The 23,639-nt window shown below is 71.9% G+C and carries 20 protein-coding genes; 12 read left to right on the forward strand and 8 right to left on the reverse strand.

Annotated elements, in window-relative coordinates; translation table 11 throughout:
* Positions 1-53 precede the first annotated feature (53 nt).
* Positions 54-1,004 carry a Ppx/GppA family phosphatase gene (locus ACYSUO_RS34420; RefSeq protein ID WP_461780145.1) on the reverse strand — a complete coding sequence of 317 codons (951 nt, stop codon included), beginning with the start codon at positions 1,002-1,004 and terminating at the stop codon, positions 54-56.
* An 80-nt stretch (positions 1,005-1,084) separates the two neighbouring features.
* Between ACYSUO_RS34420 and ACYSUO_RS34425 the strand changes: the two genes are divergently transcribed.
* On the forward strand, positions 1,085-1,963 hold the full coding sequence (locus tag ACYSUO_RS34425; protein WP_461780146.1) for a hypothetical protein: 879 nt from the start codon (positions 1,085-1,087) through the stop codon (positions 1,961-1,963).
* A 29-nt stretch (positions 1,964-1,992) separates the two neighbouring features.
* Here the strand turns inward: ACYSUO_RS34425 and ACYSUO_RS34430 are convergent, their stop codons facing one another.
* On the reverse strand, positions 1,993-3,687 hold the full coding sequence (locus tag ACYSUO_RS34430; RefSeq protein WP_461780147.1) for a BACON domain-containing protein: 1,695 nt from the start codon (positions 3,685-3,687) through the stop codon (positions 1,993-1,995).
* Between the two features lie 250 nt (positions 3,688-3,937).
* On the opposite strand from ACYSUO_RS34430, the gene radA reads away from it, so the two are divergent.
* Positions 3,938-5,344, forward strand: coding sequence for a DNA repair protein RadA (gene radA, locus ACYSUO_RS34435; protein WP_461780148.1), 1,407 nt, complete (start codon positions 3,938-3,940; stop codon positions 5,342-5,344).
* Between the two features lie 92 nt (positions 5,345-5,436).
* The gene (gene disA / locus ACYSUO_RS34440; protein ID WP_266711290.1) at positions 5,437-6,561 is read left to right on the forward strand and encodes a DNA integrity scanning diadenylate cyclase DisA; all 1,125 of its coding nucleotides are present in this window, start codon (positions 5,437-5,439) and stop codon (positions 6,559-6,561) included.
* Between the two features lie 73 nt (positions 6,562-6,634).
* On the opposite strand, the gene ACYSUO_RS34445 is transcribed toward disA, so the two are convergent.
* Complete coding sequence (locus ACYSUO_RS34445) at positions 6,635-7,465, reverse strand: hypothetical protein (protein ID WP_461780149.1); 831 nt, start codon at positions 7,463-7,465, stop codon at positions 6,635-6,637.
* Positions 7,466-7,651: 186 nt separating this feature from the next.
* Between ACYSUO_RS34445 and ACYSUO_RS34450 the strand changes: the two genes are divergently transcribed.
* Positions 7,652-8,317 carry a phosphatase PAP2 family protein gene (locus ACYSUO_RS34450; protein WP_461780150.1) on the forward strand — a complete coding sequence of 222 codons (666 nt, stop codon included), beginning with the start codon at positions 7,652-7,654 and terminating at the stop codon, positions 8,315-8,317.
* 92 nt (positions 8,318-8,409) lie between these two features.
* Here the strand turns inward: ACYSUO_RS34450 and ACYSUO_RS34455 are convergent, their stop codons facing one another.
* On the reverse strand, positions 8,410-9,102 hold the full coding sequence (locus ACYSUO_RS34455; protein ID WP_461780151.1) for a response regulator: 693 nt from the start codon (positions 9,100-9,102) through the stop codon (positions 8,410-8,412).
* The gene (locus ACYSUO_RS34460) at positions 9,090-10,664 is read right to left on the reverse strand and encodes a sensor histidine kinase (RefSeq protein WP_461780152.1); all 1,575 of its coding nucleotides are present in this window, start codon (positions 10,662-10,664) and stop codon (positions 9,090-9,092) included. The genes ACYSUO_RS34455 and ACYSUO_RS34460 overlap by 13 nt, the downstream gene beginning before the upstream one ends.
* A 151-nt stretch (positions 10,665-10,815) precedes the next feature.
* Here ACYSUO_RS34460 and ACYSUO_RS34465 point away from each other — a divergent pair, with 151 nt between their 5' ends.
* The 5 genes from ACYSUO_RS34465 to cseC all read left to right on the forward strand — a co-directional run bounded on the left by ACYSUO_RS34465 (position 10,816) and on the right by cseC (position 15,478).
* Entirely contained in the window at positions 10,816-11,724 is a 909-nt protein-coding gene (locus tag ACYSUO_RS34465; protein WP_404271552.1) for an HhH-GPD family protein, read from the forward strand.
* Positions 11,725-11,897: 173 nt separating this feature from the next.
* Positions 11,898-12,449, forward strand: coding sequence for a SigE family RNA polymerase sigma factor (locus ACYSUO_RS34470; protein ID WP_461780153.1), 552 nt, complete (start codon positions 11,898-11,900; stop codon positions 12,447-12,449).
* A 62-nt stretch (positions 12,450-12,511) separates the two neighbouring features.
* Positions 12,512-13,147 (forward strand): hypothetical protein, encoded by a 636-nt coding sequence (locus tag ACYSUO_RS34475; RefSeq protein ID WP_404271551.1) that lies wholly within the window; start codon positions 12,512-12,514, stop codon positions 13,145-13,147.
* A gap of 40 nt (positions 13,148-13,187) precedes the next feature.
* Positions 13,188-13,916 (forward strand): two-component system response regulator CseB, encoded by a 729-nt coding sequence (gene cseB / locus ACYSUO_RS34480; RefSeq protein ID WP_461780202.1) that lies wholly within the window; start codon positions 13,188-13,190, stop codon positions 13,914-13,916.
* 23 nt (positions 13,917-13,939) lie between these two features.
* On the forward strand, positions 13,940-15,478 hold the full coding sequence (cseC, locus tag ACYSUO_RS34485) for a two-component system sensor histidine kinase CseC (protein ID WP_461780154.1): 1,539 nt from the start codon (positions 13,940-13,942) through the stop codon (positions 15,476-15,478).
* Positions 15,479-15,503: 25 nt separating this feature from the next.
* On the opposite strand, the gene ACYSUO_RS34490 is transcribed toward cseC, so the two are convergent.
* A complete protein-coding gene (locus ACYSUO_RS34490; protein WP_404002453.1) occupies positions 15,504-16,085 on the reverse strand; it encodes a TetR/AcrR family transcriptional regulator in 582 nt (193 codons plus the stop codon).
* 158 nt (positions 16,086-16,243) lie between these two features.
* Here ACYSUO_RS34490 and ACYSUO_RS34495 point away from each other — a divergent pair, with 158 nt between their 5' ends.
* Positions 16,244-16,987 (forward strand): SDR family oxidoreductase, encoded by a 744-nt coding sequence (locus tag ACYSUO_RS34495; protein WP_461780155.1) that lies wholly within the window; start codon positions 16,244-16,246, stop codon positions 16,985-16,987.
* Between the two features lie 94 nt (positions 16,988-17,081).
* Here the strand turns inward: ACYSUO_RS34495 and ACYSUO_RS34500 are convergent, their stop codons facing one another.
* Complete coding sequence (locus tag ACYSUO_RS34500; RefSeq protein WP_461780156.1) at positions 17,082-18,677, reverse strand: MDR family MFS transporter; 1,596 nt, start codon at positions 18,675-18,677, stop codon at positions 17,082-17,084.
* Between the two features lie 142 nt (positions 18,678-18,819).
* Between ACYSUO_RS34500 and ACYSUO_RS34505 the strand changes: the two genes are divergently transcribed.
* Positions 18,820-19,401 carry a TetR/AcrR family transcriptional regulator gene (locus ACYSUO_RS34505; protein WP_461780157.1) on the forward strand — a complete coding sequence of 194 codons (582 nt, stop codon included), beginning with the start codon at positions 18,820-18,822 and terminating at the stop codon, positions 19,399-19,401.
* A 22-nt stretch (positions 19,402-19,423) separates the two neighbouring features.
* Here the strand turns inward: ACYSUO_RS34505 and ACYSUO_RS34510 are convergent, their stop codons facing one another.
* Positions 19,424-20,131: a M23 family metallopeptidase gene (locus ACYSUO_RS34510; RefSeq protein ID WP_461780158.1), complete on the reverse strand. Its 708-nt coding sequence runs from the start codon at positions 20,129-20,131 to the stop codon at positions 19,424-19,426.
* A gap of 424 nt (positions 20,132-20,555) precedes the next feature.
* On the opposite strand from ACYSUO_RS34510, the gene ACYSUO_RS34515 reads away from it, so the two are divergent.
* Entirely contained in the window at positions 20,556-23,585 is a 3,030-nt protein-coding gene (locus ACYSUO_RS34515; RefSeq protein WP_461780159.1) for an NACHT domain-containing protein, read from the forward strand.
* The last annotated feature ends 54 nt before the right edge of the window (positions 23,586-23,639 follow it).

The following is a 23,639-nucleotide window of genomic DNA, read 5'->3' on the forward strand; positions in this document are numbered from 1 at the left end:
TCGGGGCTCCGCCCCGGACCCCGCTCCTCAAACGCCGGAGGGGCTGAAAATGCTCAATCGCCACCGGGGCCCGAGTCCGTCGGCATGTGGTCCAGGTGGCGGAGGATGACGCCCTCGCGGAGGGCCCAGGGGCAGATTTCTAGGGTTTCGACGGCGAAGAGGTCCATCGCGCCCTCCGCCACCAGCGCTCCGGCGAGCAGCTGGCCCGCGCGGCCCTCGGAGACTCCCGGGAGTTCGGAGCGTTCCTGGACGGTCATCGCGGCGAGCTGCGGTACCCAGTCCTCCAGGGATTTCCGCTTCAACTCCCGTTGTACGTAGAGGCCTTCCGCCGAGCGGGCCGCTCCGGCGAGGCGGGCGAGCTGCTTGAACGTCTTCGACGTGGCCACCACGTGGTCCGGCGCCCCGAACCGGGCGAACTCCCCCACCGTGCGCGCGATCTGCGCCCGCGCATGCCGCCGCAGCGCCTTCACGTCGTCCGGATCCGCCGGGTCCCCCGGCAGCCAGCCGGCCGTCAGCCGACCCGCCCCGAGCGGCAGCGACACCGCGGCGTCGGGCTCCTCGTCGATGCCGTACGCGATCTCCAGGGAGCCGCCGCCGATGTCGAGCACCAGCAGCCTGCCCGCGGACCAGCCGAACCAGCGGCGGGCCGCCAGGAACGTGAGCCGTGCCTCTTCCTCGCCGCTGAGCACCCGCAGTTCGACGCCCGTGGCGTCCTTGACGCGCGCGAGGACGTCGTCGGCGTTGCTGGCCTCGCGCACCGCCGACGTCGCGAACGGCAGCAGCTCCTCGACGCCCTTGTCCTCGGCGGCCTCCATGGCCTCTCTGACCGTCCCGATCAGCAGATCCACGCCGTCCTGCCCGATCGCCCCGCGGTCGTCGAGGAGTTGGGCGAGCCGCAGTTCGGCCTTGTGCGAGTGCGCGGGCAGCGGGCGGGCGCCGGGGTGTGCGTCCACCACCAGCAGATGGACCGTATTCGAACCCACGTCGAGGACACCGAGTCTCATGTAGGGAACGCTACTGCTCTGTACGGCGTGCCCGTCCAGGAAGGTCCTGTAGAAGGCGGCAACGCCTTTACTCTGGAACGGTGCCAAAGACGAAAAAGGCCAAGGCCGACAAGAGCGACAAGAAGACGAAGTCGGCAAAGCAGGAGCTGAAGAAGCAGAAGGAGCAGAAGGACCTCCAGAAGCAACCGAAGCAGCGGGCCAAGGCGGACGAGAAGCCCATCGACTTCCCGCGCGCGTGGGTCGAGTTCCCTGATCCGGCGGACGACGAGCAGATCTTCCGCTGCGATCTGACATGGCTGACCTCTCGTTGGAGCTGCATCTTCGGCAGCGGCTGCCAGGGCATCCAGGCGGGCCGCGCCGACGACGGCTGCTGCACGCTCGGCGCCCACTTCTCTGACGAGGACGACGAGAAGCGGGTGGCGGAGAACGTGGCACGCCTCACGCCGGACATCTGGCAGCACCACGACATCGGCACCGAGACCGGCTGGGTGTCGACGGACGAGGACGGGGAGCGTCAGACCCGCCCGTACGAGGGCTCGTGCATCTTCCAGAACCGGCCGGGCTTCAAGGGCGGCGCGGGCTGCTCGCTGCACATCCTGGCGCTCAAGGAGGGCCGCGAGCCCCTGGAGACGAAGCCGGACGTCTGCTGGCAGCTCCCGGTCCGCCGTACGTACGAGTGGATCGAGCGGCCCGACGACACCAAGGTGCTCCAGGTCTCGATCGGTGAGTACGACCGCCGTGGCTGGGGCCCGGGCGGCCACGACCTGCACTGGTGGTGCACGTCGGCGACCTCGGCGCACGGCGCGGGCGACCCGGTCTACGTCAGTTACGGTCCCGAGCTCACGGAGCTGATGGGCAAGGCCGGCTACGACAAGCTGGTCGAGCTGTGCGAGGAGCGCCTCGCGGCCGCGCCCAAGGGCCTCCCGCTCATCGCCCCGCACCCGGCCGACCCGGCGTAACGCACGCATCCGGGGTCCGGGGGCGGGCCTCAGGGAGTCCCTGAGGGAGACCCCGAACCCCCGGTCTCCGAGGGCGACCCCGGGTCGGTCGGGGTCGCCGAGTCGGAGGGCTCGGGGTCGCTCGGGCTCGGCGTCGAGCTCTCGGTCGGCGTCGGGTCGGGCGAGGGGCGCGTCGGCGTGGGCGTCGGCCTCGGGTGGTTCGGGGACGACGGGACGGAGTGGGACGGCTGGGGCCGCGAAGTGCCGCCGCCGCCACCTCCACCGGAGCCGGAACCCCCGTACCCCTCAAGGGAGATGACCGCCCCGGAGGGGTCGATCCAGACGTGCGCCGTCCAGTGCCCGCGCGGCTCCCGGTACTCGTCCACGTACACGTGGATGGTGAGCGACTCGCCGGGGCGCAGCGTTCCCGAGGCCTGGCTCAGGTACAGCCATGACGCGTCCGTGGAAGCGGTCCAGTCGACGGGCGTGCGGCCCGAGGCGGTGAGCGTGATCGCCGTCGAGTTCCCGCTGGGCTGCGCCTCCACGGTGATGCGGCCGGGGCCGCGCCCCGCGCGCGTGGGCGGCGATGTGACCTCTACGGAGACGTCGGGCGAGCGGCTGCCCGCGGTGAAGCTCGGGTCGGGGCCCGTCCGCGCGTTCCCCGCGTTCTCGTACGCGCCGCCGGTGCGCTCGCCGTCGAGGCTGTCGGCCGTGCCGTCCTCGCTGGCCGTCACGGAGCGGCCGTCCGCGGCCTCGCCGGTCAGCGGGGCGCCCCGGTAGGCGGCCCACAGGGCGAGCACCGGGGCGGCGACCACGGTGGCGACCACGGTCGTCGTCACGGCACGCGAGCGCAGCCGGTCGCGGCGGGCCGCCCGGTCCTTGGGGTCCATCGGGTAGCCGCGCCGGTCGAAGCGCGGGGCGCCCGGGGGCCGGTTGTGCATCGCGTGGTGCAGGGCCGCCCGCGGGGCCTCCACCAGGGGTAGCGCGGCCGGTGTCACCGTGGTGCCCGGCCAGGCGCGGGGCGCGGCGCGCTCGGCGGTGCGGCGGCAGCGCGGGCAGTCGTCGACGTGCCGGACCAGCTCGCGGCGCAGGGCGGCCGAGAGGAGCACCTGGTTGTCCCCGGTGAGGCGGGCGACGCTGGGGCAGGTGCCGGTCTCGACGACGGCGAGGGCGGCACGCGTCCGCTCGACCTCGCAGGCCGCGGCCGAGAGCAGCTCGCGGGTGACGGTGGGGTCGGTGCCGAGGACGGCGGCGACCTCGCGCGGCGACAGCTGGTGGCGCACCGCCAGCTCCAGGGCCTCGCGCTGCTCCGGGGTCGTGCCCGCGGCTTCCGGCCAGGCGAGCTGGGCGAGCTGCCGCCTGCGCTCCTCCTGGAGGAGACCGTCCTGTGTCCTGCCGCCCTCCTGCGCGCTCTGACGCCGCCGATTGGCCTCCGCCAGGCGGCGCAGGCAGGACCAGCGGGCCAGCGCGTAGAGCCAGGCCCTGCGCTCGGCCGGCGAGTCACCGGCGGGGGCGCGGGAGCCGCGCCGCTCGGCGAGCGCGAGGGCGTCACCGAGCGCCGATGTCGCCTCGTCGTGATCGCAGAGCACGGAGAGGCAATAGGTGAACAGGCCGTCCAGACAGGACTCGTAGCGGGCGGGCGGGCGCTGCGGGGCGGTACGCGGCTCCTGCCGCCTCGCCCCGGCGCGGTGCGCCCGGTGTGCGCCGGTGGTCTGTGTGGGAGTTTCCGGCCTGCTGCTCATCACCGTGCGACCGTAGGCTCACCACGCGGGGGCTTCCTCCCCCTTGAGCACATTTAATCCTTACGGGTGAAACGATCCCTCAAAAGAGGACAGGAACCCGTCATTCCGTGGCCAGCGCGGCTACGCGGGGCGACTTCGGGGGTGGACCAGGAGCGGCTCGGAGGTGGGCCGAGGGTGGTCCCCCGAGCGGCTCAGGAGTGCTGGCACGGGCCGCGCCCACCCGTTGTCAGTCCTGCCCGCTACGGTTTCGTTCATGGCTGCCCGTACGAAATCCAAGGACCGTCCGTCCTACCGCTGCACGGAATGCGGCTGGCAGACGGCCAAGTGGCTGGGCCGCTGCCCCGAGTGCCAGGCGTGGGGGACGATCGACGAGTACGGCGCGCCCACCGTGCGCACCACCGCACCGGGCCGCGTCACCACGTCGGCGCTGCCCATCGGCCAGGTCGACGGCAAGCAGGCGACGGCCCGGACCACCGGCGTGCCCGAGCTCGACCGGGTGCTCGGCGGCGGCCTGGTGCCCGGCGCCGTGGTGCTGGTCGCGGGCGAGCCGGGCGTCGGCAAGTCCACGCTGCTGCTCGACGTGGCGGCCAAGGCGGCCAGTGAGGAGCACAAGACCCTCTACGTGACGGGCGAGGAGTCGGCCTCCCAGGTCCGCCTGCGCGCCGACCGGATCCACGCGATCGACGACCACCTGTACCTGGCCGCCGAGACCGATCTGTCCACCGTCCTCGGCCACTTGGACGCGGTGAAGCCGTCGCTGCTGATCCTGGACTCCGTACAGACGATCGCGTCCGGGGAGATCGACGGGGCGCCCGGTGGGGTCTCGCAGGTGCGCGAGGTCGCCGGGGCTCTCATCCGCGCCTCCAAGGAACGCGGCATGTCCACGCTCCTCGTCGGACACGTCACCAAGGAAGGCACGATCGCGGGGCCGCGCCTCCTGGAGCACCTGGTGGACGTCGTCCTCAGCTTCGAGGGCGACCGGCACGCGCGCCTGCGCCTCGTACGCGGCGTCAAGAACCGCTACGGGACGACGGACGAGGTCGGCTGCTTCGAGCTGCACGACGAGGGCATCACGGGCCTCGCAGACCCCAGCGGCCTGTTCCTGACCCGGCGCGCCGAGCCGGTGCCCGGCACCTGTCTGACCGTCACCCTGGAGGGCCGCCGCCCGCTGGTCGCCGAGGTCCAGGCGCTCACCGTGGACTCCCAGATCCCCTCGCCCCGCCGCACCACGTCCGGCCTGGAGACCTCCCGCGTCTCGATGATGCTGGCCGTGCTCGAACAGCGCGGGAAGATCAGCGCGTTGGGCAAGCGGGACATCTACTCCGCGACGGTCGGCGGCGTGAAGCTGACCGAGCCCTCGGCCGACCTGGCCGTGGCGCTCGCCCTCGCCTCCGCCGCGAGCGACACCCCGCTGCCCAAGAACCTTGTGGCGATCGGAGAAGTAGGCCTCGCGGGCGAGGTCAGGCGGGTCACGGGCGTGCAGCGCCGGCTCGCGGAGGCGCACCGGCTCGGGTTCACACACGCGCTCGTTCCGGCCGATCCTGGAAAGGTTCCGGCCGGTATGAAGGTCCTGGAAGTCGCCGATATAGGGGACGCTCTGCGGGTGCTGCCGAAGGGTCGTCGGCGAGAGGCCCCACGGGAGCCGGAGCAGCGCCGGTAGACTTTGCCCTGGTCTCGCCCGTGCGTGCGAACGCGAGGGACGTGGACCCCGAGCCCCAGGGCACCCCAAAGTCTGCGATCCGGAGGAGTGCAGTGGCAGCCAATGACCGGGCGGCAACTCCCGGCAAGTCCGGCGGAAGCTCCGGTGCGGACAGTCTGATGCGCGCCGCGCTGAGCGCCGTCGCGCCCGGAACCGCCCTGCGCGACGGCCTGGAGCGCATCCTCCGCGGCAACACCGGAGGCCTCATCGTCCTCGGCTCCGACAAGACGGTCGAGTCGATGTGCACGGGCGGCTTCATCCTCGACGTGGAGTTCACGGCCACGCGCCTGCGCGAGCTGTGCAAGCTCGACGGCGGCATCGTCGTCTCCTCGAACCTCGACAAGATCCTGCGGGCCGGCGTCCAGTTGGTGCCGGACCCCACGATCCCCACGGAGGAGACCGGCACCCGGCACCGCACGGCGGACCGGGTCTCCAAGCAGGTCGGTTACACCGTCGTCTCGGTCTCCCAGTCGATGCGTCTGATCGCCCTGTACGTGGACGGTCAGCGCCGCGTCCTGGAGGACTCGGCGGCGATCCTGTCCCGGGCCAACCAGGCCCTCGCGACCCTGGAGCGCTACAAGCTGCGCCTCGACGAGGTGGCGGGCACGCTCTCCGCCCTGGAGATCGAGGACCTGGTGACGGTCCGGGACGTCTCGGCGGTCGCGCAGCGCCTGGAGATGGTGCGGCGTATCGCCACGGAGATCGCCGAGTACGTCGTCGAGTTGGGCACGGACGGCCGCCTTCTGGCGCTGCAGCTCGACGAGTTGATCGCGGGCGTGGAGCCGGAGCGCGAGCTGGTGGCGCGGGACTACGTGCCCGAGCCCACCGCCAAGCGTTCCCGCACGGTCCCGGAGGCGCTGGTCGAGCTGGACGCGCTCAGCCACGCGGAACTGCTCGAACTGCCGATAGTGGCACGGGCCCTGGGCTACACCGGCTCCCCCGAGGCACTCGACTCGGCGGTGTCCCCGCGCGGGTTCCGGCTCCTGGCCAAGGTGCCGCGCCTTCCCGGCGCCATCATCGACCGCCTCGTGGAGCACTTCGGCGGCCTGCAGAAGTTGCTGGCGGCGAGTGTGGACGACCTTCAGACGGTCGACGGGGTGGGCGAGGCGCGGGCGCGGAGCGTGCGTGAGGGCCTGTCGCGGTTGGCGGAGTCGTCGATCCTTGAGCGGTACGTGTAGCTCCGCTGGTCATGCCACCCGGCGCGCGGTTTCGGGGCAGAGCCCCGAGGCGCCGCGCCGGAGGGCGTCGAACCTAGTCCTTCTTGAGGACGAACGACGTCTGCGCCTCGGGGAGTTGCGCCGCCTTCACCTCGACGAGGTAGGTCCCCGGCCCCGCAGCTCCCGCCGAGGGCGTCGCGCACTGGGGCGCGCTCGGCCGCAGGTCCCACGTGTAGTCCCGCTGCACCGTGCCGCCCGCGGGGGCCCGCAGCACCATGCTGCCCGCCCCGGCCGGGCAGTCGTCGGAGGACCAGAACGGCTTGTCGGCCTCCGCCTTGGTGATCGTGACCACCGCGGTCTTCGGCCCGAGGTCGACCTTGCAGGACTTGTCCGCCGTGTTCTTGGCGACGAGTTGGAGCTTCGGCTTGTCCCCGGGCGCGTACGAGTTGTGGACGCTGCGCACCTTCAGGGTCACGCCGCCCGCCGTGCAGTCCGGGAGGCTGGAGCCGGCCGGGACCTGGTCCCCGGAGGACGTACCCCCGCCGCCACTGCCACTGCCGCTGCCGCCGCCGTCACCGGAGTCGCCGCCCGCGGCATCGTCCGAACCACCGGACCCCGCACCGGAACCACCCGAACCACCGGAACCGCCGGAACCCGAGCCCGAGCCGCCGGAACCGCCCGACTCGTCGCGTCCGCCCGGGTGTTCGCTGATCGCGGGCCCCGTGCCGGAGGGCCCCGGCGTGATGGACTCCGTCGGATTCTTGCCGCCCGGGCCGTTGGCGCCGTTGTTCCCGCCGCCACCGCCCAAGGTGACGATCCAGACGATCAGCAGCGCGAGCAGCGCCACCACGGACAGCAGAACAGCCCTCCGTCGCCAATAGATGGAGGAGGGGAGCGGCCCGATCGGATTGCGCAGAGATCCCACGGCTCAAACCTTACGAGAGATCGGGCCGTTGTCCGGTGCTACCCGCCGCCTCGCACAGCAAGTTTTCCGGATCATCATCACGCGCGCGCCGCCGAACGGGCTCCGGGACCCCTGTCGATCGTCAGGTGCGGGCCGGGACCATCGCTGGATGTGACAAGCCTTGGGTATTGCATACTGTCCGTCACCATGGGAACCATCGACTCCGACCTGTATCGCGGCATCACCGATTTCGCCCACGACACCCCTTCGTGGTTTCAGCACCTCATGGAGGTGTGGACGGAACTGGGTCTGCTGCTGTTCGCCGTGCTCTTCGTCGTCGCCTGGTGGCGGGCGCGGGCCAACGACCCGAAGGCCTTCGCCGTCGCGGTGCTCGCGCCGCTGGCCACCGCGGTCGCGTATGTGATCAGCGAGGTGGTCAAGTCGGGGATCGACGAGGAGCGGCCCTGCCGTGCCGTCTCGGGCGCCCTGCCGTCCCTGATCGACTGCCCGGTCTACGGAGACTGGTCCTTCCCCTCCAACCACGCCACGATCGCCGCGGCAGCGGCCGTGGGCCTCGCGCTGGCCTGGCCGAAGGTGGGCTGGTTCACGGTGCCGATGGCGCTCCTCATGGCGTTCTCGCGCGTCTTCGTGGGCGTGCACTACCCGCACGACGTCGCGGTGGGCCTGCTGCTCGGCACGCTGGTCGCGTTCCTCGTCGTACGCCTTCTGACGCGGCCGGGGGCGCGGGTGACCGAGGCGATGCGGGGGTCCGGGAACGGGCTCGTGCGGTGGTTCGCCGGGCCGGGTCCTGCGGGGGGCGGGTACGGCTCGACGCCCGAGGGCCGCTCGCGGCGTGGGGCGCACCGGCGCTGAACCTTCTGAAGACGGACAGACGTAGCGGGCCCCGAAGCTGATCGGGGCCCGCTACGTCTTTCGGCCTCAGGACCCCTACGTGTCTTTCGGCCTCAGGACCCCTTCGTCAGCAGCCCCGCCTCGTACGCCACGACGGCCGCCTGCACGCGGTTCTTGACCTCGAGGCGCTCCAGGACCGCGCTGACGTACGCCTTCACCGTCCCCTCCACGAGGTGCAGCCGGTCGGCGATCTCCGGGTTCGACAGGCCCGCGCCGACCAGGCCGAGCACCTCGCGCTCGCGCGGGGTGAGCGCCCCGACGCGCTGCCGGGCGGCCGCCTCACGGGTCAGCCGCCCGCCGCCGAGCCCGTCGATGACATGCCGGGCCACCTTCGGCGACAGGAACGCGGCGCCGTCCGCCACCGCCCGTACGCCCGCCATCAGTTCGTGCGGATCTCCGGACTTGAGCAGGAAGCCGGTCGCGCCGCCGCCGAGCGCCCGCGCCACGTACGCGTCCTCGGAGAACGTGGTCAGCATCGCCACGGCCGTGCCGGGCACCGTCGCCGTGATCTCCTCCGCCGCCGCGAGGCCGTCCAGGCGCGGCATGCGGATGTCGAGGAGCGCCACGTCCGGGCGGTGGGCCTGGGCGAGGCACACGGCCTCCCGCCCGTCGGCGGCCTCCGCGACGATCTCGAAGTCACCGCCCGCCGCGAGGATCGCGCCGACCCCGGCCCGGATCATCGCCTCGTCGTCGGCGAGCAGCACCCGGATCCGTCTGCCGGCGCCCGGTTCGCTCAGCGCGCCCATTCACGCTCCTCTTCCTTCACTTGGTCGGCGGTGCCCGCCTTCGGGATCACCGCCTTGTCGACGAGGGTGTGCGCCGTGTCGTCGGCGAAGCAGAGCCTGAAGTGCTCGACGGACACGAACAGTTCACCGCTCGCCCGGTAGTAGCGGCAGTCCGCGTGCGCGGGCGGTGGCGTGGGCGCGCGCTCGACGGGCGGGTCGCTGATCGTGCGCTCGGGCAGCCGGGACTCGATGTCGGCGAGGGGCGCGCCGACGCCCAGCTGCGCGTACGCCTGCGGGGTGAGGACGGCGTGCGTCTTCGTGTACGCGTACCAGGTGAACGCCCCGCCGATCAGGACGGTTCCCGCGACCGCGGCCGCTCCGAAGGCAAGGCCCACGCGGCGTCTGGCGGTGCGGCGGGCGTGCCCGAAACCGGCGTCGACGGGGATGCCACCGAGCGGGGCGCCGGGCGCGGGAAGGCGGGCGCTCACCCGGAAGCCGCCGTCGTGCGGGCCGGCGTCGAAGTTGCCGCCGAGCGCGGTGATCCGGGCCCGCAGGCCGAGCAGTCCGGTGCCGCTGCCGGACGGCGCGGCGGGCGCGTCGACCGGGCGGGCGTTGGTGACGGTGACGGTGGTGGCGGCGCCGTCCTGCCGCGCCTCTACGGTGACGGGGGCGCCCGGCGCGTACTTGGCGGCGTTGGTCAAGGCTTCTTGGACGACGCGGTAGGCGGTGCGATCTTCTGGGACATCCACGGGGGCGCTCACCAGGTGCACCGGGAGGCCCGATTCGGCGGCCCGGTCGACGAGTTCCGCGACGGTCTCGCCGGGCGGGGCGAGCGGGGCCTGCTCGTCGTCCTCCTCGCGCAGCAGGCCGATGATCCCGTGCAGCCGGTCGGTGGCGTCGGAGGCGGCGGAGCGCAGTTCGGCGGCGGCCGTGCGGTGCTGGTCGGCGAGGCCGGGGGCGACCTGGAGGGCGCCGGCGCGCAGTGCGATGAGGCTGAGTTCATGGCCCAGGGAGTCGTGCATGTCCTGCGCGATCCGGGCCCGTTCGCGCAGCCGGGCGCGGTCCGCGACGATCCGGTGCTCGCGCTCCAACTGCTCGGCCCTGGCCCAGCCGGCGGCGGTCAGCTCCCCGCTCTGCCGCCAGTACCGCCCGATGAGCCAGGGGAACACGGCGCCGAACAGCAACGTCCCCATGAGCACCAGCCACTCGGCGGCCGGGTCGACCTGCCGAATGCTGATCTTGACGGTGCCGGCGACGGCGAGCGCCCCGAAGGCGAGGAGCGAGGGACGTACGGCCGGCGACCGCAGCCCCATGAGGTACGCGAAGACGGCGAGCGCGCCGCCGTACGAGAGCGTGAACAGGGACGAGGCGACGGCGAGGCCAGGGACGGCCACGAGCAGGAAGGCGGTGGCGGGGAACCGGCGGTGCAGCGCGGTGGCGGCGCCGAGCGCGGCGATTCCGGTGAGCTGCTGCCAGGTGCTGTCCGGTTCGTGCAGGTGCAGCCACTCGACGGCGAGCACCGGAAGGGCGAGCGCGCCCCAGAGCGACAGCCCGACCAGCAAGGTACGTCGTCGATCCTCCACGCCCCCGACGCTACAAGCGGGCGGGCCCCGCCCACCCCTGCCGATCGTCAGGTCCCCGCGCCCCCACTCACCACACACGCCAACCCCACCCCCGCACAACACACCACGCTCCCCCACCCCCGCCCCCACCCATGGCAGGATCGGAGGTGCCATGACTGCGCTCACGAAGAATCCCGAGAACGCCGCGAACACCGATCTCCACGCACCGGTCATCGACTGGTTCACCGAGCACGCCCGCGACCTCCCCTGGCGCCGCCGCGACGCGGGCCCGTGGGGCGTGATGGTCAGCGAGTTCATGCTCCAGCAGACGCCCGTCAACCGCGTGCTCCCGGTGTACGAGCAGTGGCTCGCCCGCTGGCCCCGCCCCGCCGACCTCGCCGCTGAGGCCCCCGGCGAGGCCGTCCGCGCGTGGGGCCGGCTCGGCTACCCGCGCCGCGCCCTGCGTCTGCACGGCGCCGCCGTCGCCATAACGGAACGCCACGGCGGCGACGTACCCACCGGCCACGCGCAGCTCCTCGCGCTGCCCGGCATCGGCGAGTACACGGCGGCCGCCGTCGCCTCGTTCGCGTACGGCCAGCGGCACGCGGTGCTCGACACGAACGTGCGACGGGTGTTCGCCCGCGCCGTCGCCGGCGTGCAGTACCCGCCGAACGCGACGACCGCCGCCGAGCGGAAGCTGGCCCGCGCGCTGCTGCCCGAGGAGGAGGACACCGCCGCCAAGTGGGCCGCCGCCTCGATGGAGTTGGGCGCCCTGGTGTGCACCGCCAAGAACGAGGAGTGCCACCGCTGCCCGATCGCCGCGATGTGCGCGTGGCGGCTCTCCGGGAAGCCCGCGCACGAGGGCCCGCCCCGCCGCGGCCAGACGTACGCGGGCACGGACCGCCAGGTCCGCGGCAAGCTGCTCGCCGTGCTGCGCGACGCCGTCGCCCCGGTTCCGCAGGCCGCGCTCGACCGCGTGTGGGACGAGCCGGTGCAGCGGGCGAGGGCCCTGGACGGTCTGGTCGACGACGGTTTGGTGGAGCCTCTCGCGGGCGGCCTCTACCGGCTTCCGCAGGGCTGAGCCGGGCGCGGAGACCCGGACGGCCGCCTTCGTTACACAACCGACGGGTAGTCGTGCGTTCGCCGCTGGCCGGAACGGACAACGCCGTGACAACTCCTCCGTAACTTCTTCCTCGTAACCGCACACAACCTGTGCGGACCACGGGGATTGCGGGAAGCGGGAGGCAGTTGATCATGGCGCACGCCGGTGAGGTGCTCGGGTTCGAAGAGTACGTGCGGACGCGGCAGGACGCTCTGCTGCGCAGCGCCCGGCGTCTCGTGCCCGACCCGGTCGACGCCCAGGACCTGCTGCAGACCGCGCTCGTACGGACGTACGGGCGGTGGGGCGGCATAGCGGACAAGCGCCTGGCCGACGCGTATCTGCGCCGCGTCATGATCAACACGCGGACCGAGTGGTGGCGGGCGCGCAAGCTGGAGGAAGTGCCCACCGAGCAGCTGCCCGAGTCCTCGATCGACGACTCGACGGAGCAGCACGCGGACCGCGCCCTGCTGATGGACGTCATGAAGGTGCTGGCTCCGAAGCAGCGCAGCGTCGTGGTGCTGCGACACTGGGAGCAGATGTCCACAGAGGAGACGGCCGCCGCTCTCGGAATGTCGGCCGGAACCGTGAAGAGCACGCTGCACCGGGCCCTCGCCCGGCTCCGTGAGGAGCTGGAGAAGCGGGAGCGCGAGGAACTGGCCGGCCGCGCGCTCGAACGTGAGGAGCGGGAGCGTTGCGCGGCCTAGGCATACGGGCCTCTGGGATTCGTACGTCCCTGATGCGGGGGCGTTCCACCCTGAAGCGGGGCATGAAGGCGGGGGGCGCGGCGATCGCCGGGCTCGCCGCCCTCGGTCTGTTCGCCGGCGGCCTCGCCGCGTGCTCGACCGGAGGCACCGGCGCCCGCGACGAGGGCCCCGCCCGCACGGACCCGGTCGGGTCGACGGCGGCGGGCAGCGCGAGCCCCTCGGCCTCCGCCTCCCCGAGCGCCCCGAGCTCCGCCGAAGCCGTGCGGATGGTGAAGAAGGACCCGAAGGTCGGCGCGGACATCAAGCGCGACCTGAAGCCGTGCGTGGCGGACGAGTACCCGGTCGACGTGAGCTACGGAACCCTGACCGGCAGCTCCCGCAGCGACGTCGTGGTCAACGTGATGACCTGCGGTGACGCGGTCGGCATCGGCACGTACGTGTACCGCGACGAGGGCGGCACGTACAAGAATGTCTTCAGGGACGAAGAACCCCCGGTGTACGCGGAGATCGACCGGGGTGATCTCGTGGTAACCAAGCAGGTGTACGAGAAGGGTGACTCGGTCGCCTCACCGTCTGGCGAGGAGATCCTCACGTACCGGTGGAGCGGCCACGGATTCGCCCAGGAGAGCCGCACGCACAACGATTACAGCAACGCGGTGGACGGGGCGAGCCCCGCACCTTCGGACGGCGACGGCTGAGTGACGAGACACGTGGTGGAGGAGAGAACGGATGGCCGGCATGGGCGGTGAACGCAAGGGCGAGCCGACGCACGTCCTGTTCGTCGAGGACGACGACGTCATCCGCGAGGCCACCCAGCTGGCCCTGGAGCGCGACGGTTTCGTGGTCACCGCGATGCCGGACGGGCTCGCGGGCCTGGAGGCGTTCCGCTCGAACCGGCCGGACATCGCGCTGCTCGACGTGATGGTGCCGGGGCTCGACGGGGTCTCCCTGTGCCGCCGCATCCGCGACGAGTCGACGGTTCCGGTGATCATGCTCTCCGCGCGCGCGGACTCCATCGACGTCGTGCTCGGCCTGGAGGCGGGGGCCGACGACTACGTGACGAAGCCGTTCGACGGGGCGGTGCTCGTGGCCCGGATCCGCGCCGTGCTGCGCCGCTTCGGGCACGCGGGCGGCGCCGCGGCAGCCTCCGGCGCGGCCGAGGAGAGCACCGCGCCCGACCACGGGGCGCTGCGCTTCGGCGACCTGGAGATCGACACGGACGGCATGGAGGTCAGGAAGGGCGGGGAGCCGGTGGCCCTGACGCCCACCGAGATGCGCCTGCTGCTCGAGTTCTCCTCCGCGCCCGGCTCCGTACTGTCCCGCGACAAGCTCCTCGAGCGTGTGTGGGACTACGGCTGGGGCGGCGACACCCGCGTCGTCGACGTCCATGTGCAGCGGCTGCGTACGAAGATCGGCCAGGACCGGATCGAGACGGTCCGCGGCTTCGGCTACAAGCTCAAGGCCTGACCGGGCTGATGGGACCTGAGCGTATGAGGAGGGGCACGACGAGGACCGGGTCGGGGGCCGCGGCTTCGGCGACTTCCGCTTCGGCGTCCGCCGTCCCGGCGCCGCGCGTCACGGGTGCCTCGGGCACCACAGGCGCCACCGGTGCCACCGGTGCCGCGAAGAAGCCGGCCGCCGCCGGGACATCGGGCGGCGCCCGGAAATCCGCCCGCTCCTGGATCCCGTCCTGGATCCCGTCCTGGATCCCGCACGGCCTGCGCACCGGCGTGCGCTGGAAGATCAGCGTCGCCATCGCCTTCGTGGGCGCGCTCGTCGCCGTGGCGCTCAGCCTCGTCGTGCACAACGCGGCCCGCGTCTCGATGCTGGACAACGCGCGGGACGTGCAGGACGAGCGGATCCAGTTCGTGCAGCGGCAGTACGAGGCGCGCGGCGGCAATCTGCCCGTCGGCTTCAAGGTGGACGACCCGGCGCTCCCGCCCGATCTGCGCGCGAAGGCCCGCGAGGGCCGCCGCGTCACCTACATTTCGGAGTCGGCCAGCGGCGTCCCCGACATCTGGGCCGCGGTCCCGCTCAGCAACGGCGGGATCCTCTCGGTGCACACCCGGTTCGCCGACCGCAGCGCCACCGTGATGAAGGACCTCGACAAGGCGCTGCTCATCGGCTCGATCTCCGTCGTGCTCGGCGGCAGCGCGCTCGGCGTCCTCATCGGCGGCCAGCTCTCCCGCCGCCTGCGCAAGGCGGCGAGCGCGGCCCGCGATGTCGCGGCGGGCCAGAGCGACGTCCGCGTCCGCCGCGCCATCGGCGGTGTCGTACTCGACGAGACGGACGATCTCGCGCAGGCCGTCGACGCGATGGCCGACGCCCTGAAGCAGCGCCTGGAGGCCGAGCGCCGGGTCACCGCCGACATCGCGCACGAGCTGCGCACGCCGGTCACCGGACTGCTCACCGCCGCCGAACTGCTGCCTCCGGGGCGGCCGAGCGAACTCGTCAAGGACCGCGCGCAGGCGATGCGTACGCTCGTCGAGGACGTCCTGGAAGTGGCCCGGCTCGACAGCGCCGCCGAGCGGGCGGAGCTGCAGGACATCATGCTCGGCGAGTTCGTGGAGCGCCGGATCGCGGCCCGCGCGGGCGACGGCGTCACCGTCCGGGTGATCCACGAGTCCGAGGTGACGACGGACCCGCGCCGCCTGGAGCGCATCCTCCTCAACCTGCTGGCCAACGCCTCCAAGCACGCCCGACCGCCCATCGAGGTCAGCGTCGAGGGCCGGGTGCTCCGGGTGCGCGACCACGGCCCCGGTTTCCCGGAGGACCTCCTGGAGGAGGGGCCGAGCCGCTTCCGCACCGGCGCCGCCGACCGCGCGGGCCACGGCCACGGTCTGGGTCTGACGATCGCGGCGGGCCAGGCCCGGGTGCTCGGCGCCCGCCTCACGTTCCGCAACATCCGCCCCCAGGGAGCGGACCACGACGCCCCCGCCGAGGGCGCCGTGGCGGTGCTGTGGCTCCCGGAACACGCGCCGACGAACACGGGAAGCTTCCCGATGGTGCGGCTGCCGGGCGGCAAGTAATCCCCGGCTCCGGCCCTCTCCCCGGTCAACTCCCCTGTCGTACAAGGGAGTCCGCGAGCCGCACCGCCTCCGACTCCCCCAACGGGGCGTGCCCCAGCAGGAACCGGTACCAGAAGACCCCGTAGATCTGATCCACCATCAGTTCCACGTCACAATCGTCCGCCAGCTCGCCGCGCTCCCGCCCCCGCTCCAGGACCTCGCGCAGCGCGGCCCGCCGCGCCCCCGTGAACTCCCGCATCAGGTCGGCCAGATGAGGATCGTTCGCGGCCTCCCGCACGAGCGTGCGCAGGGCCGGGGCGACCGGGTCGCGCTGGGCCCCCGCGAAGGTCGCGGCGACCACCGCCCGCAGGTCCCCGCGCAGCGCGCCGGAGTCGGGGGCGGGCACCTCCGCGTCGGCGCGGTCCGTTAGCGCGTCGAGGAGCACCGCGCCCTTCGAGGGCCACCACCGGTACAGCGTCTGCTTGCCGACGCCCGCCTCCTTCGCGATGGCGTCCACGCTCACCGCCGCGCCGTCCGCGTCCGCGAGCAGTCGCAGGGCGGCGTCGAGGACGGCGCGGCGCGCCTCCTCGTTGCGCCGGCGTCCGGTGTGGGCCCGCTCAGGTGGCATACAACTCACCTTCTCCGTAAGAGAGTTCAGGAGTTCCGACGGCGTTTCCGCCGGGAACCTCTTGACGAGACTCCCGGTCTCGGTAACACTCACTCTATCGAGACCGACGGTCTCGTCAAATACCCAGGGAACTCCGGGACCAAGAGGACAGGGTCACCATGACTGCTGCAACACCCTCCGGCACACCCACCCACACGGTCGTCATGGGCGGCAGCTCCGGCATCGGCGAGGCCACCGCCGCGCTGTTCGCCGCACAGGGCGCCGAGGTCACCATCACCGGCCGCGACCGGGCCAAGCTCGACGAGGCGGCCGCGCGGATCGGCGGCAAGACCACCACGTACCGCATGGACGCCACCGATCAGGGCGACATCGAGGCCTTCTTCGCCACCACGGCGCCCGTGGACCACCTCGTCGTCGCGGTGAGCGGCGCGGCGGGCAGCGGCCCGTTCGCCGACCTCGACCTCGACGACCTGGCGCACGGCTTCGACGCCAAGTTCTGGCCGCAGGTGCGCATCCTGAAGGCGGCGCTGCCGCGGCTGACCGAGCACGCGTCGGTCACCCTCATCACGGCGGCCTCGGCCCGCGCGGCCTTCCCCGGCACCTCGGGCCTGGCCGCGATCAACGGCGCGCTGGAGGCGATGATCCCGCCGCTCGCCGTCGAGCTCGCCCCGCGCCGGATCAACGCCGTGTCGCCCGGCGTCATCGACACCCCCTGGTGGGGCCGGGTCCCCGAGGAGCAGCGCAAGCAACTGTTCGCGGGGCTCGCGGCGACCACCCCGGTGGGCCGCGTCGGCCGCCCCGAGGAGGTCGCGCAGGCCATCAACTCCCTTGCCACGAACGGGTTCCTCACGGGCGTGGTCCTGGACTGCACCGGCGGAGCGAACCTGCCGACCGGCCGGTGAACCGCGCCCTCCACGACTGAACCGCACCCTCCACGACGGAGCGGTCCCCGGCGCCGTAGCACCGGGGACCGCTCGAACCGAACCGGAGCCGGGGTCAGCCGGCCTTCACCGCGGCCTCGTCACTCGGCACGGCGTCCTCGGGACCGGCGGTCGGCGCGGCGCCCCGCAGTACGACCTCCTTGACGAAGACCGCCGCGATCAGTGAGCCGAGCGCCACCACGGAGCCCAGCAGGAACGCGGAGTGCGTGCCGGAGGAGACCGCGAACTGGTAGGCCTCCCGCGCCTGTTCCGGCAGCTTCGCCAGGCTCGCCGCGTCCAGCTGCGCCGACTGCTCGGTGATCTTCCCGCCGAGCGCCCCCGCCTTCTCCGCCATGACGTCCTGCACCCGGTTGTTGAACAGCGCGCCCATGATGGCGACGCCGAACGACGAGCCGAGCGTCCGGAACAGGGTGGTGGACGAGGACGCGACGCCCATGTCCTTCATCTCGACGCTGTTCTGCGCGACCAGCATCGTGATCTGCATCAGGCAGCCCATCCCGGCGCCGAGCACGGCCATGTAGAGCCCGGAGGTGAACCGCGAGGTCTGGGTGTCCATCTGCGCGAGCAGGAACAGGCCGACGATCATCAGGACGCTGCCCGCCACCGGGAACACCTTGTACTTGCCGGTGTTGGTGGTGACCCGGCCCGCGATCAGCGAGACGACCATCATCGCGAGCAGCATCGGAAGCAGCAGCAGCCCGGAGTTGGTCGCGGACGCGCCCTGCACGGACTGCTGGTACAGCGGCAGGAAGAGCACCGCGCCGAACATCACGAAGCCGGTGATGAAGCCGATCACGGACATCAGCGTGAAGTTGCGGTTGCGGAAGATGTGCAGCGGCACGATCGGCTCGGCCGCCTTGGTCTGCGAGAACACGAAGCCGACGAGCGCGGCGACGCCGATCCCGATCAGCTCCATGATCACGGCGGAGTCCCAGGCGTACTCGCTCCCGCCCCACGTGGTCACGAGCACGATCGAGGTGATGCCGACGGTGAGCAGCGCGGCGCCGAGATAGTCGATGGACCCGCCGGACCGCTTCTTCGGCAGATGCAGCACGGCGGTGATCGCCACGAGGGCGACGATGCCGATCGGCACGTTGATGTAGAAGGCCCAGCGCCAGCCGAGGTGGTCGGTGATGGTGCCGCCGACGAGCGGCCCGCCGATCATGGCCAGCGCCATCACGCCGGCCATCATGCCCTGGTACTTGCCCCGCTCACGGGGCGGGATCAGATCGCCGATGATGGCCATGACCCCGACCATCAGCCCGCCGGCGCCGAGCCCCTGCACGGCCCGGAAACCGATCAACTGCCCCATGTCCTGGGCCATTCCGCTGAGCACGGAGCCGAGCAGGAAGATCACGATGGAGGTCAGGAAGGCGCCCTTCCTGCCGTACATGTCGCCGATCTTTCCCCAGATGGGAGTGGAGGCGGCCGTCGCGAGCGTGTACGCGGTGACGACCCACGACAGATGCTCGAGCCCGCCCAGCTCGCCGACGATGGTGGGCATCGCGGTGCCCACGATCATGTTGTCGAGCATGGCGAGCAGCATGGCGATCATCAGCGCGAGCAGCACGACACGCACACTGCGCGGCTGTTTCACCGACGACTGATCCGATTGATCCGCTGTCCCGGGCTGCGCCGCCGCCTGTGTCATGGTCCCCACTCCCCCTGCGTCACCCGGGACTTACTTGTCGCCCGGCTAGTTACCTACAATGGGGAAAGTAGAGCGCCAACTAGCCGGGCGTCAAGTAAGTTTTTTCCCAAGGGCTCGACAAGGGCACGAGAGGCAGCGAGCGATGGTCACGGGCAGCAACAAGCCGCAGCAGCGCCGCGGGGATACCCGCCAGCGCATTCAGGACGTGACCTTGGAGCTCATCGCCGAGCAGGGCTACGAGAAGACGTCGCTGCGGGAGATCTCCGAGCGCCTCGGTGTGACGAAGGCCGCGCTCTACTACCACTTCAAGACCAAGGAAGACATCGTCGTCAGTCTGTTCACGGACCTGATGAGGCCGATCGACGACCTGATCACGTGGGCCGCCGAGCAGCCGTCGACACTGGAGGTCAAGCTCGAGATCCTCGGCCACTACTCGGAGGCGCTGGCCCACGCCGCCCCGCTCTTCCGCTTCATGCAGGAGAACCAGGCGACGATGCGCGAGCTGAGCATCGGCGAGAACTTCAAGGAGCGGATGACGTCCCTGCTGGACCATCTGCTCCCCGAGGACGTCACGCTGACCGACCGGGTCCGCTGCTTCAGTGCGCTGTTCTCGATGCACGCCGGAATGTTCGTCCTCAAAGACGTCGAAGGCGACCCCGAGGAGAAGCGCAAGGCCATCCTCGAGGTCGCCTCCGACCTGGTCGTCCGGGCCCATCAGAGCTGACGGGCCGGTGCGGTGGGCGTCGTCAGACGCTCACGCCCTCCTTCTTCAGGAAGGAGACGGGGTTGATCGCCGAGCCGTAGTCGGCCGTCGTGCGGATCTCGAAGTGCAGGTGCGGGCCGCTGGAGTTGCCGGTGTCGCCGGACTTCGCGATGTGGCTGCCCGTGGAGACGGTGTCACCGACCTTCACGTCGATCCGCGACAGGTGCGCGTACTGCGAGTACGTGCCGTCGCTGTGCTTGATGACGATGGCGTTGCCGTACGCGGCGCCGTCACCGGCGCCGTTGCCGCCGGCCTTGACGACGGTGCCGCCGTGCACGGCCATCACGTCGGTGCCGACCGGCACGGCGAAGTCCTGGCCGGAGTGGTGGCCGCTGGCCCACATGGCGCCGCCCTGCGAGTAACCGGCGGAGAGCTCGTAGTGCTTGACCGGGTCGATCCAGGACTTGGCCTTCTTCTCCTGGGCCGCCTTCTTCTTGGCCTCGGCGGCCTTCTTCTTCGCCTCGGCCTCCTTCTTCGCCTTCGCGGCGTTGTCGGCGGCCTTGGCCTGGGCGGTGGCCTGGGCCTCGACGGAGGAGGCGGCGATACCGGGCAGGGCGGTGGCGTCTGCGGAGTCGGCGACCGCGGCCCCGGTCCCGAGCAGCGCCGACACTCCGAATCCGGCAGCCACGACGGCGGCACGCTTGCGGAGCATCGACGTACCGGGGCGGTGGGACTGGGTGCGCTTCGACATATGGGCAGACCTCTCGAAATGGGACATGAAGGGGCCCGGCGCACTGCCTCGTGCTGCCGGGCCGGCCATCCCTTGGTAACCCCACCCCCCATCGCCACCCAAAACGCCCATCTACGACATGTCCTCGTAGGCCCACCCCGAGAGTCGTCCGGATCGAACCACTTCCAGGTCGGGACGAAAGTCGCCCGATTTATGCCCTCATCCCTGGTTTAAGCCCACTTCATCGACGTACGCCCGGACCGGGCAGGCGCACCTCTCCCACCAAACAGACAAATCACCAGAACTTCTCAACCATGTAACGACCCACCTAGACCACCCTCATCCCACTATTTCCGTTAGTACGTGACGCACGTCCTGTGCGGCAAGTCACCGACCGGCAAGATCCAACCCCTCGCGGATGTGACCGGGGCTACGCTCCCGAACCATGGATCCCGCTGTCCTCGGCACCCGTCTGGCATCGAGCGTGATCGCCCCGGCGCTCAAGAAACTCCTCGTCCAGGAAGGCCCGGGAGCGGGCCTGACGGACAAGCCGGTTCGTATCTCCGGCCTGGTCTCCTTCCGCGGCGAGAAGCACACCCTCACGGAGGCGGACCTCGAACGGCTCGCCCGCAAGCTGGTCGACGCGGCGGTGGCCGGGCCCGCCGAGCCCCCGTTCCCGTACGAGGAGCAGGAACCGGTCGTCCTCGCCCTGACCCGCACCCTGCACGCGCTCGGCGACCTGACCATGGACGACGTCCAGGCGGTCCGCCTCGGCCCGCGCGCCCTGGCCCAGGCCCTGCGCCGCGCGGCACCCACACCGGAGCTCTCGGCCGACGCGACGTACTTCCTCGACTCGCTCACGGAGTGGTCCTGCGTCCACATCCTGCACTTCTTCACGCAGCGGTCGACCTTCGTGGCGCGGACGCTGGTGGAGCAGAGCCGGGGGCAGGCGGAGGCCCTCGCCAAGATGGACGCGCTGCTCGCCCGCGGCGACGGCCCGGGCCGGGACCGCGCCTTCGAGGAGCGCTACCGGAGCTATCTGGCCATCCGCCACAACCACCTGACGATCTTCGGCCTCGACGCCCGGGACACCGCCGACCACTGGCCCCTGGACGTCGCCTACCTGAGCCTCGAAGCGACCCGGGACACCGCCCCCGAACCGGGCGAAGGGCCCGGCGCCACCGCACCCGTCACCGTGCGGCTCGCCGCCGAGGACGCGCTCACCGGGCCGGGCCACGAGCGCGTTCTGCTGCGCGGCGAGGCGGGCTCCGGCAAGACGACCCTGATCCAGTGGCTCGCCCTCACCGCCGAGGAGCGCATCCCGTACGTCCTGCCGCTGCGCACCCTGATCCGGGCCGCCCGGCTCCCGGCCCCCGCCGACTTCCTCGCCGGTACCGACTGCCCGCACTCGCCGCCGGACGGCTGGGCGGAGCGCGTCCTGTCCGACGGGCGCGCGCTCGTCATGGTCGACGGCCTCGACGAGGTGCCGTCCGCCGACCGCGCCCGCGTACGGGACTGGCTCCTTGCCCTGGTCCGCGGCTACCCGGGCAACCGCTGGCTGCTCACCGCTCGCCCCACCGCCGTACGCCCCGACTGGCTGGCCGGTGACGGCTTCACGGAACTCGCCCTCGCCCCGATGGACCGCCCCCGCGTCACGGCCTTCGTACGCCGCTGGCACGCCGCGGCGCGCGCCCCCGAGCACGAGGAGCCGCTGCTCGACACGCTGCGCACCAAGCCGGACCTCGCGCGCCTGGCCACCAACCCGCTGATGTGCGGCCTCATCTGCGCCCTGCACCGGGCCCGCCGCGGCTACCTTCCCCCGCGCCGCAAGGCCCTCTACGACGCCGCGCTCCAGATGATCCTCACCGAACGGGACCGGCAGCGCGGCATGGGCGGGCTCGACGGCATCGACCTGGAGACCGAGGACCAGGTCGAACTCCTCCAACGCCTCGCGTACTCCCTGGTGTTGGCCGGCCGCACCGAAATGGACGAGGACACGGCGCTGACGCTCCTGGAACGCGCCCTGCCGTCCGTCCCCGCGGCGTCCGCGCAGGGCGACGCGGCGACGATCCTGCGCCATCTCCTGCTCCGCAGCGGAGTGTTGCGCAGCCCGGCCCCCGGCATCGTCGACTTCGCCCACCGCACGTTCCTCGACCACCTGGGCGCCCGCTACGCCGTCGAGGAGGGCCACTTCGACGTCCTCCTCGGCCACGCCGAGGACACGCAGTGGGAGGACGTGCTGCGGATGGCGGTGGCGCATGCGCGTACGCGCGAACGGGGCCGGCTGCTCCGCGGGTTACTGGCAGCGGACGTCCCCCGCCTCACCCTCCTGGCCCTGGCCTCCCTCCAGGACGCGTCTTCGGTGGACCAGGAGGTGGTGGAGGAGGTGCGGGCGCGGGCGGCGGGACTGATTCCGCCGCGCGACAAATTCGAGGCGGAACAGCTCGCCGAGGCGGGGCCGTTCGTGCTGGAGCTGCTGCCGGGACCGGAGGGGTTGAGCGATGCGGAGGCGCACGCGGTGGTGGTCACCGCGTCCCGGCTTGGGCGGGAGGGCGCGCTCCCGGTCCTGAAGAGGTTCCGTTCGCATCCCGCACTGGACGTACGGCGTCAGCTGGTGGGCACCTGGCATCGGTTCGACGCGCAGGAGTACGCGGACGAGGTCCTCGCCCACGTCGACCCAGGGGGCGTCGACCTGCTCGTGAAGAACCCGGACCAGTGGGATTCCGCGAGGCGCCTGCCCCACTGGAGCCGGCTCCACGTCGACTACGACCTCCCGCTCGAGGACCTCATCGCCGGTGTCGCTCCGGGGCCCCTGACCGATCTGATCCTGAGCAACAACCCCGCCGTGCACGACCTGCGTCCGCTGCTCGGGCTCCCCGCGCTCGGACTCCTGGTGCTCTCCGGCTGCCCGGGGATCACCGATCTGGCCCCGCTCGCCGGGCTCCCCCTGCGCCACCTCACCCTGAACGTGCTCACCGGGCTGCCGGAGCTGCGCGGTCTGAGCGCGCTGACGGGCCTGCGCTCGCTCTCGGTGCTGCAGTCGGTTCCGGGCCGCTCACTGGTCGAGCACCTGCCCGCGTCCGCCCCGCTCGAACGCCTCTACTTCTCCGGCGGCTCCCTCGCCACCACGCGCCTACGAGGGCTCAACGCCTTCCCGGAGCTGACCTTCCTGAGCCTGGGCCGCGGTGTCGGCCCGCTGGACCAGGACGACTGGGACCTGGCCGCAGCCCACCGAACGCTCCGCGAGCTCTTCCTCGTCGCCGAAGACCTGCCGACCGCCCCACTGCCCCCGTTCCCCCGCATCTCGTCCCTGGAGGTCTATCTTCCCCAGGGGCCGGCCCCGTTCGCCGCCCACGCCCCGAGCTTCCCGGCCGTACGCAGGGTCACGTTCTACGTTCCCCGCGAGGCACCGCAGGACCTGGCCCCGTACGCCCGCCTCTTCCCCCACGCCGAGGTCGCCCTCGCCCCGGCCTGAAAAAACGGGTGGGCCCGAACCGTTCCGTCAGGAACAGCTCGGGCCCACCCGTAT

The sequence above is a fragment of the Streptomyces sp. UC4497 genome (assembly GCF_054871485.1).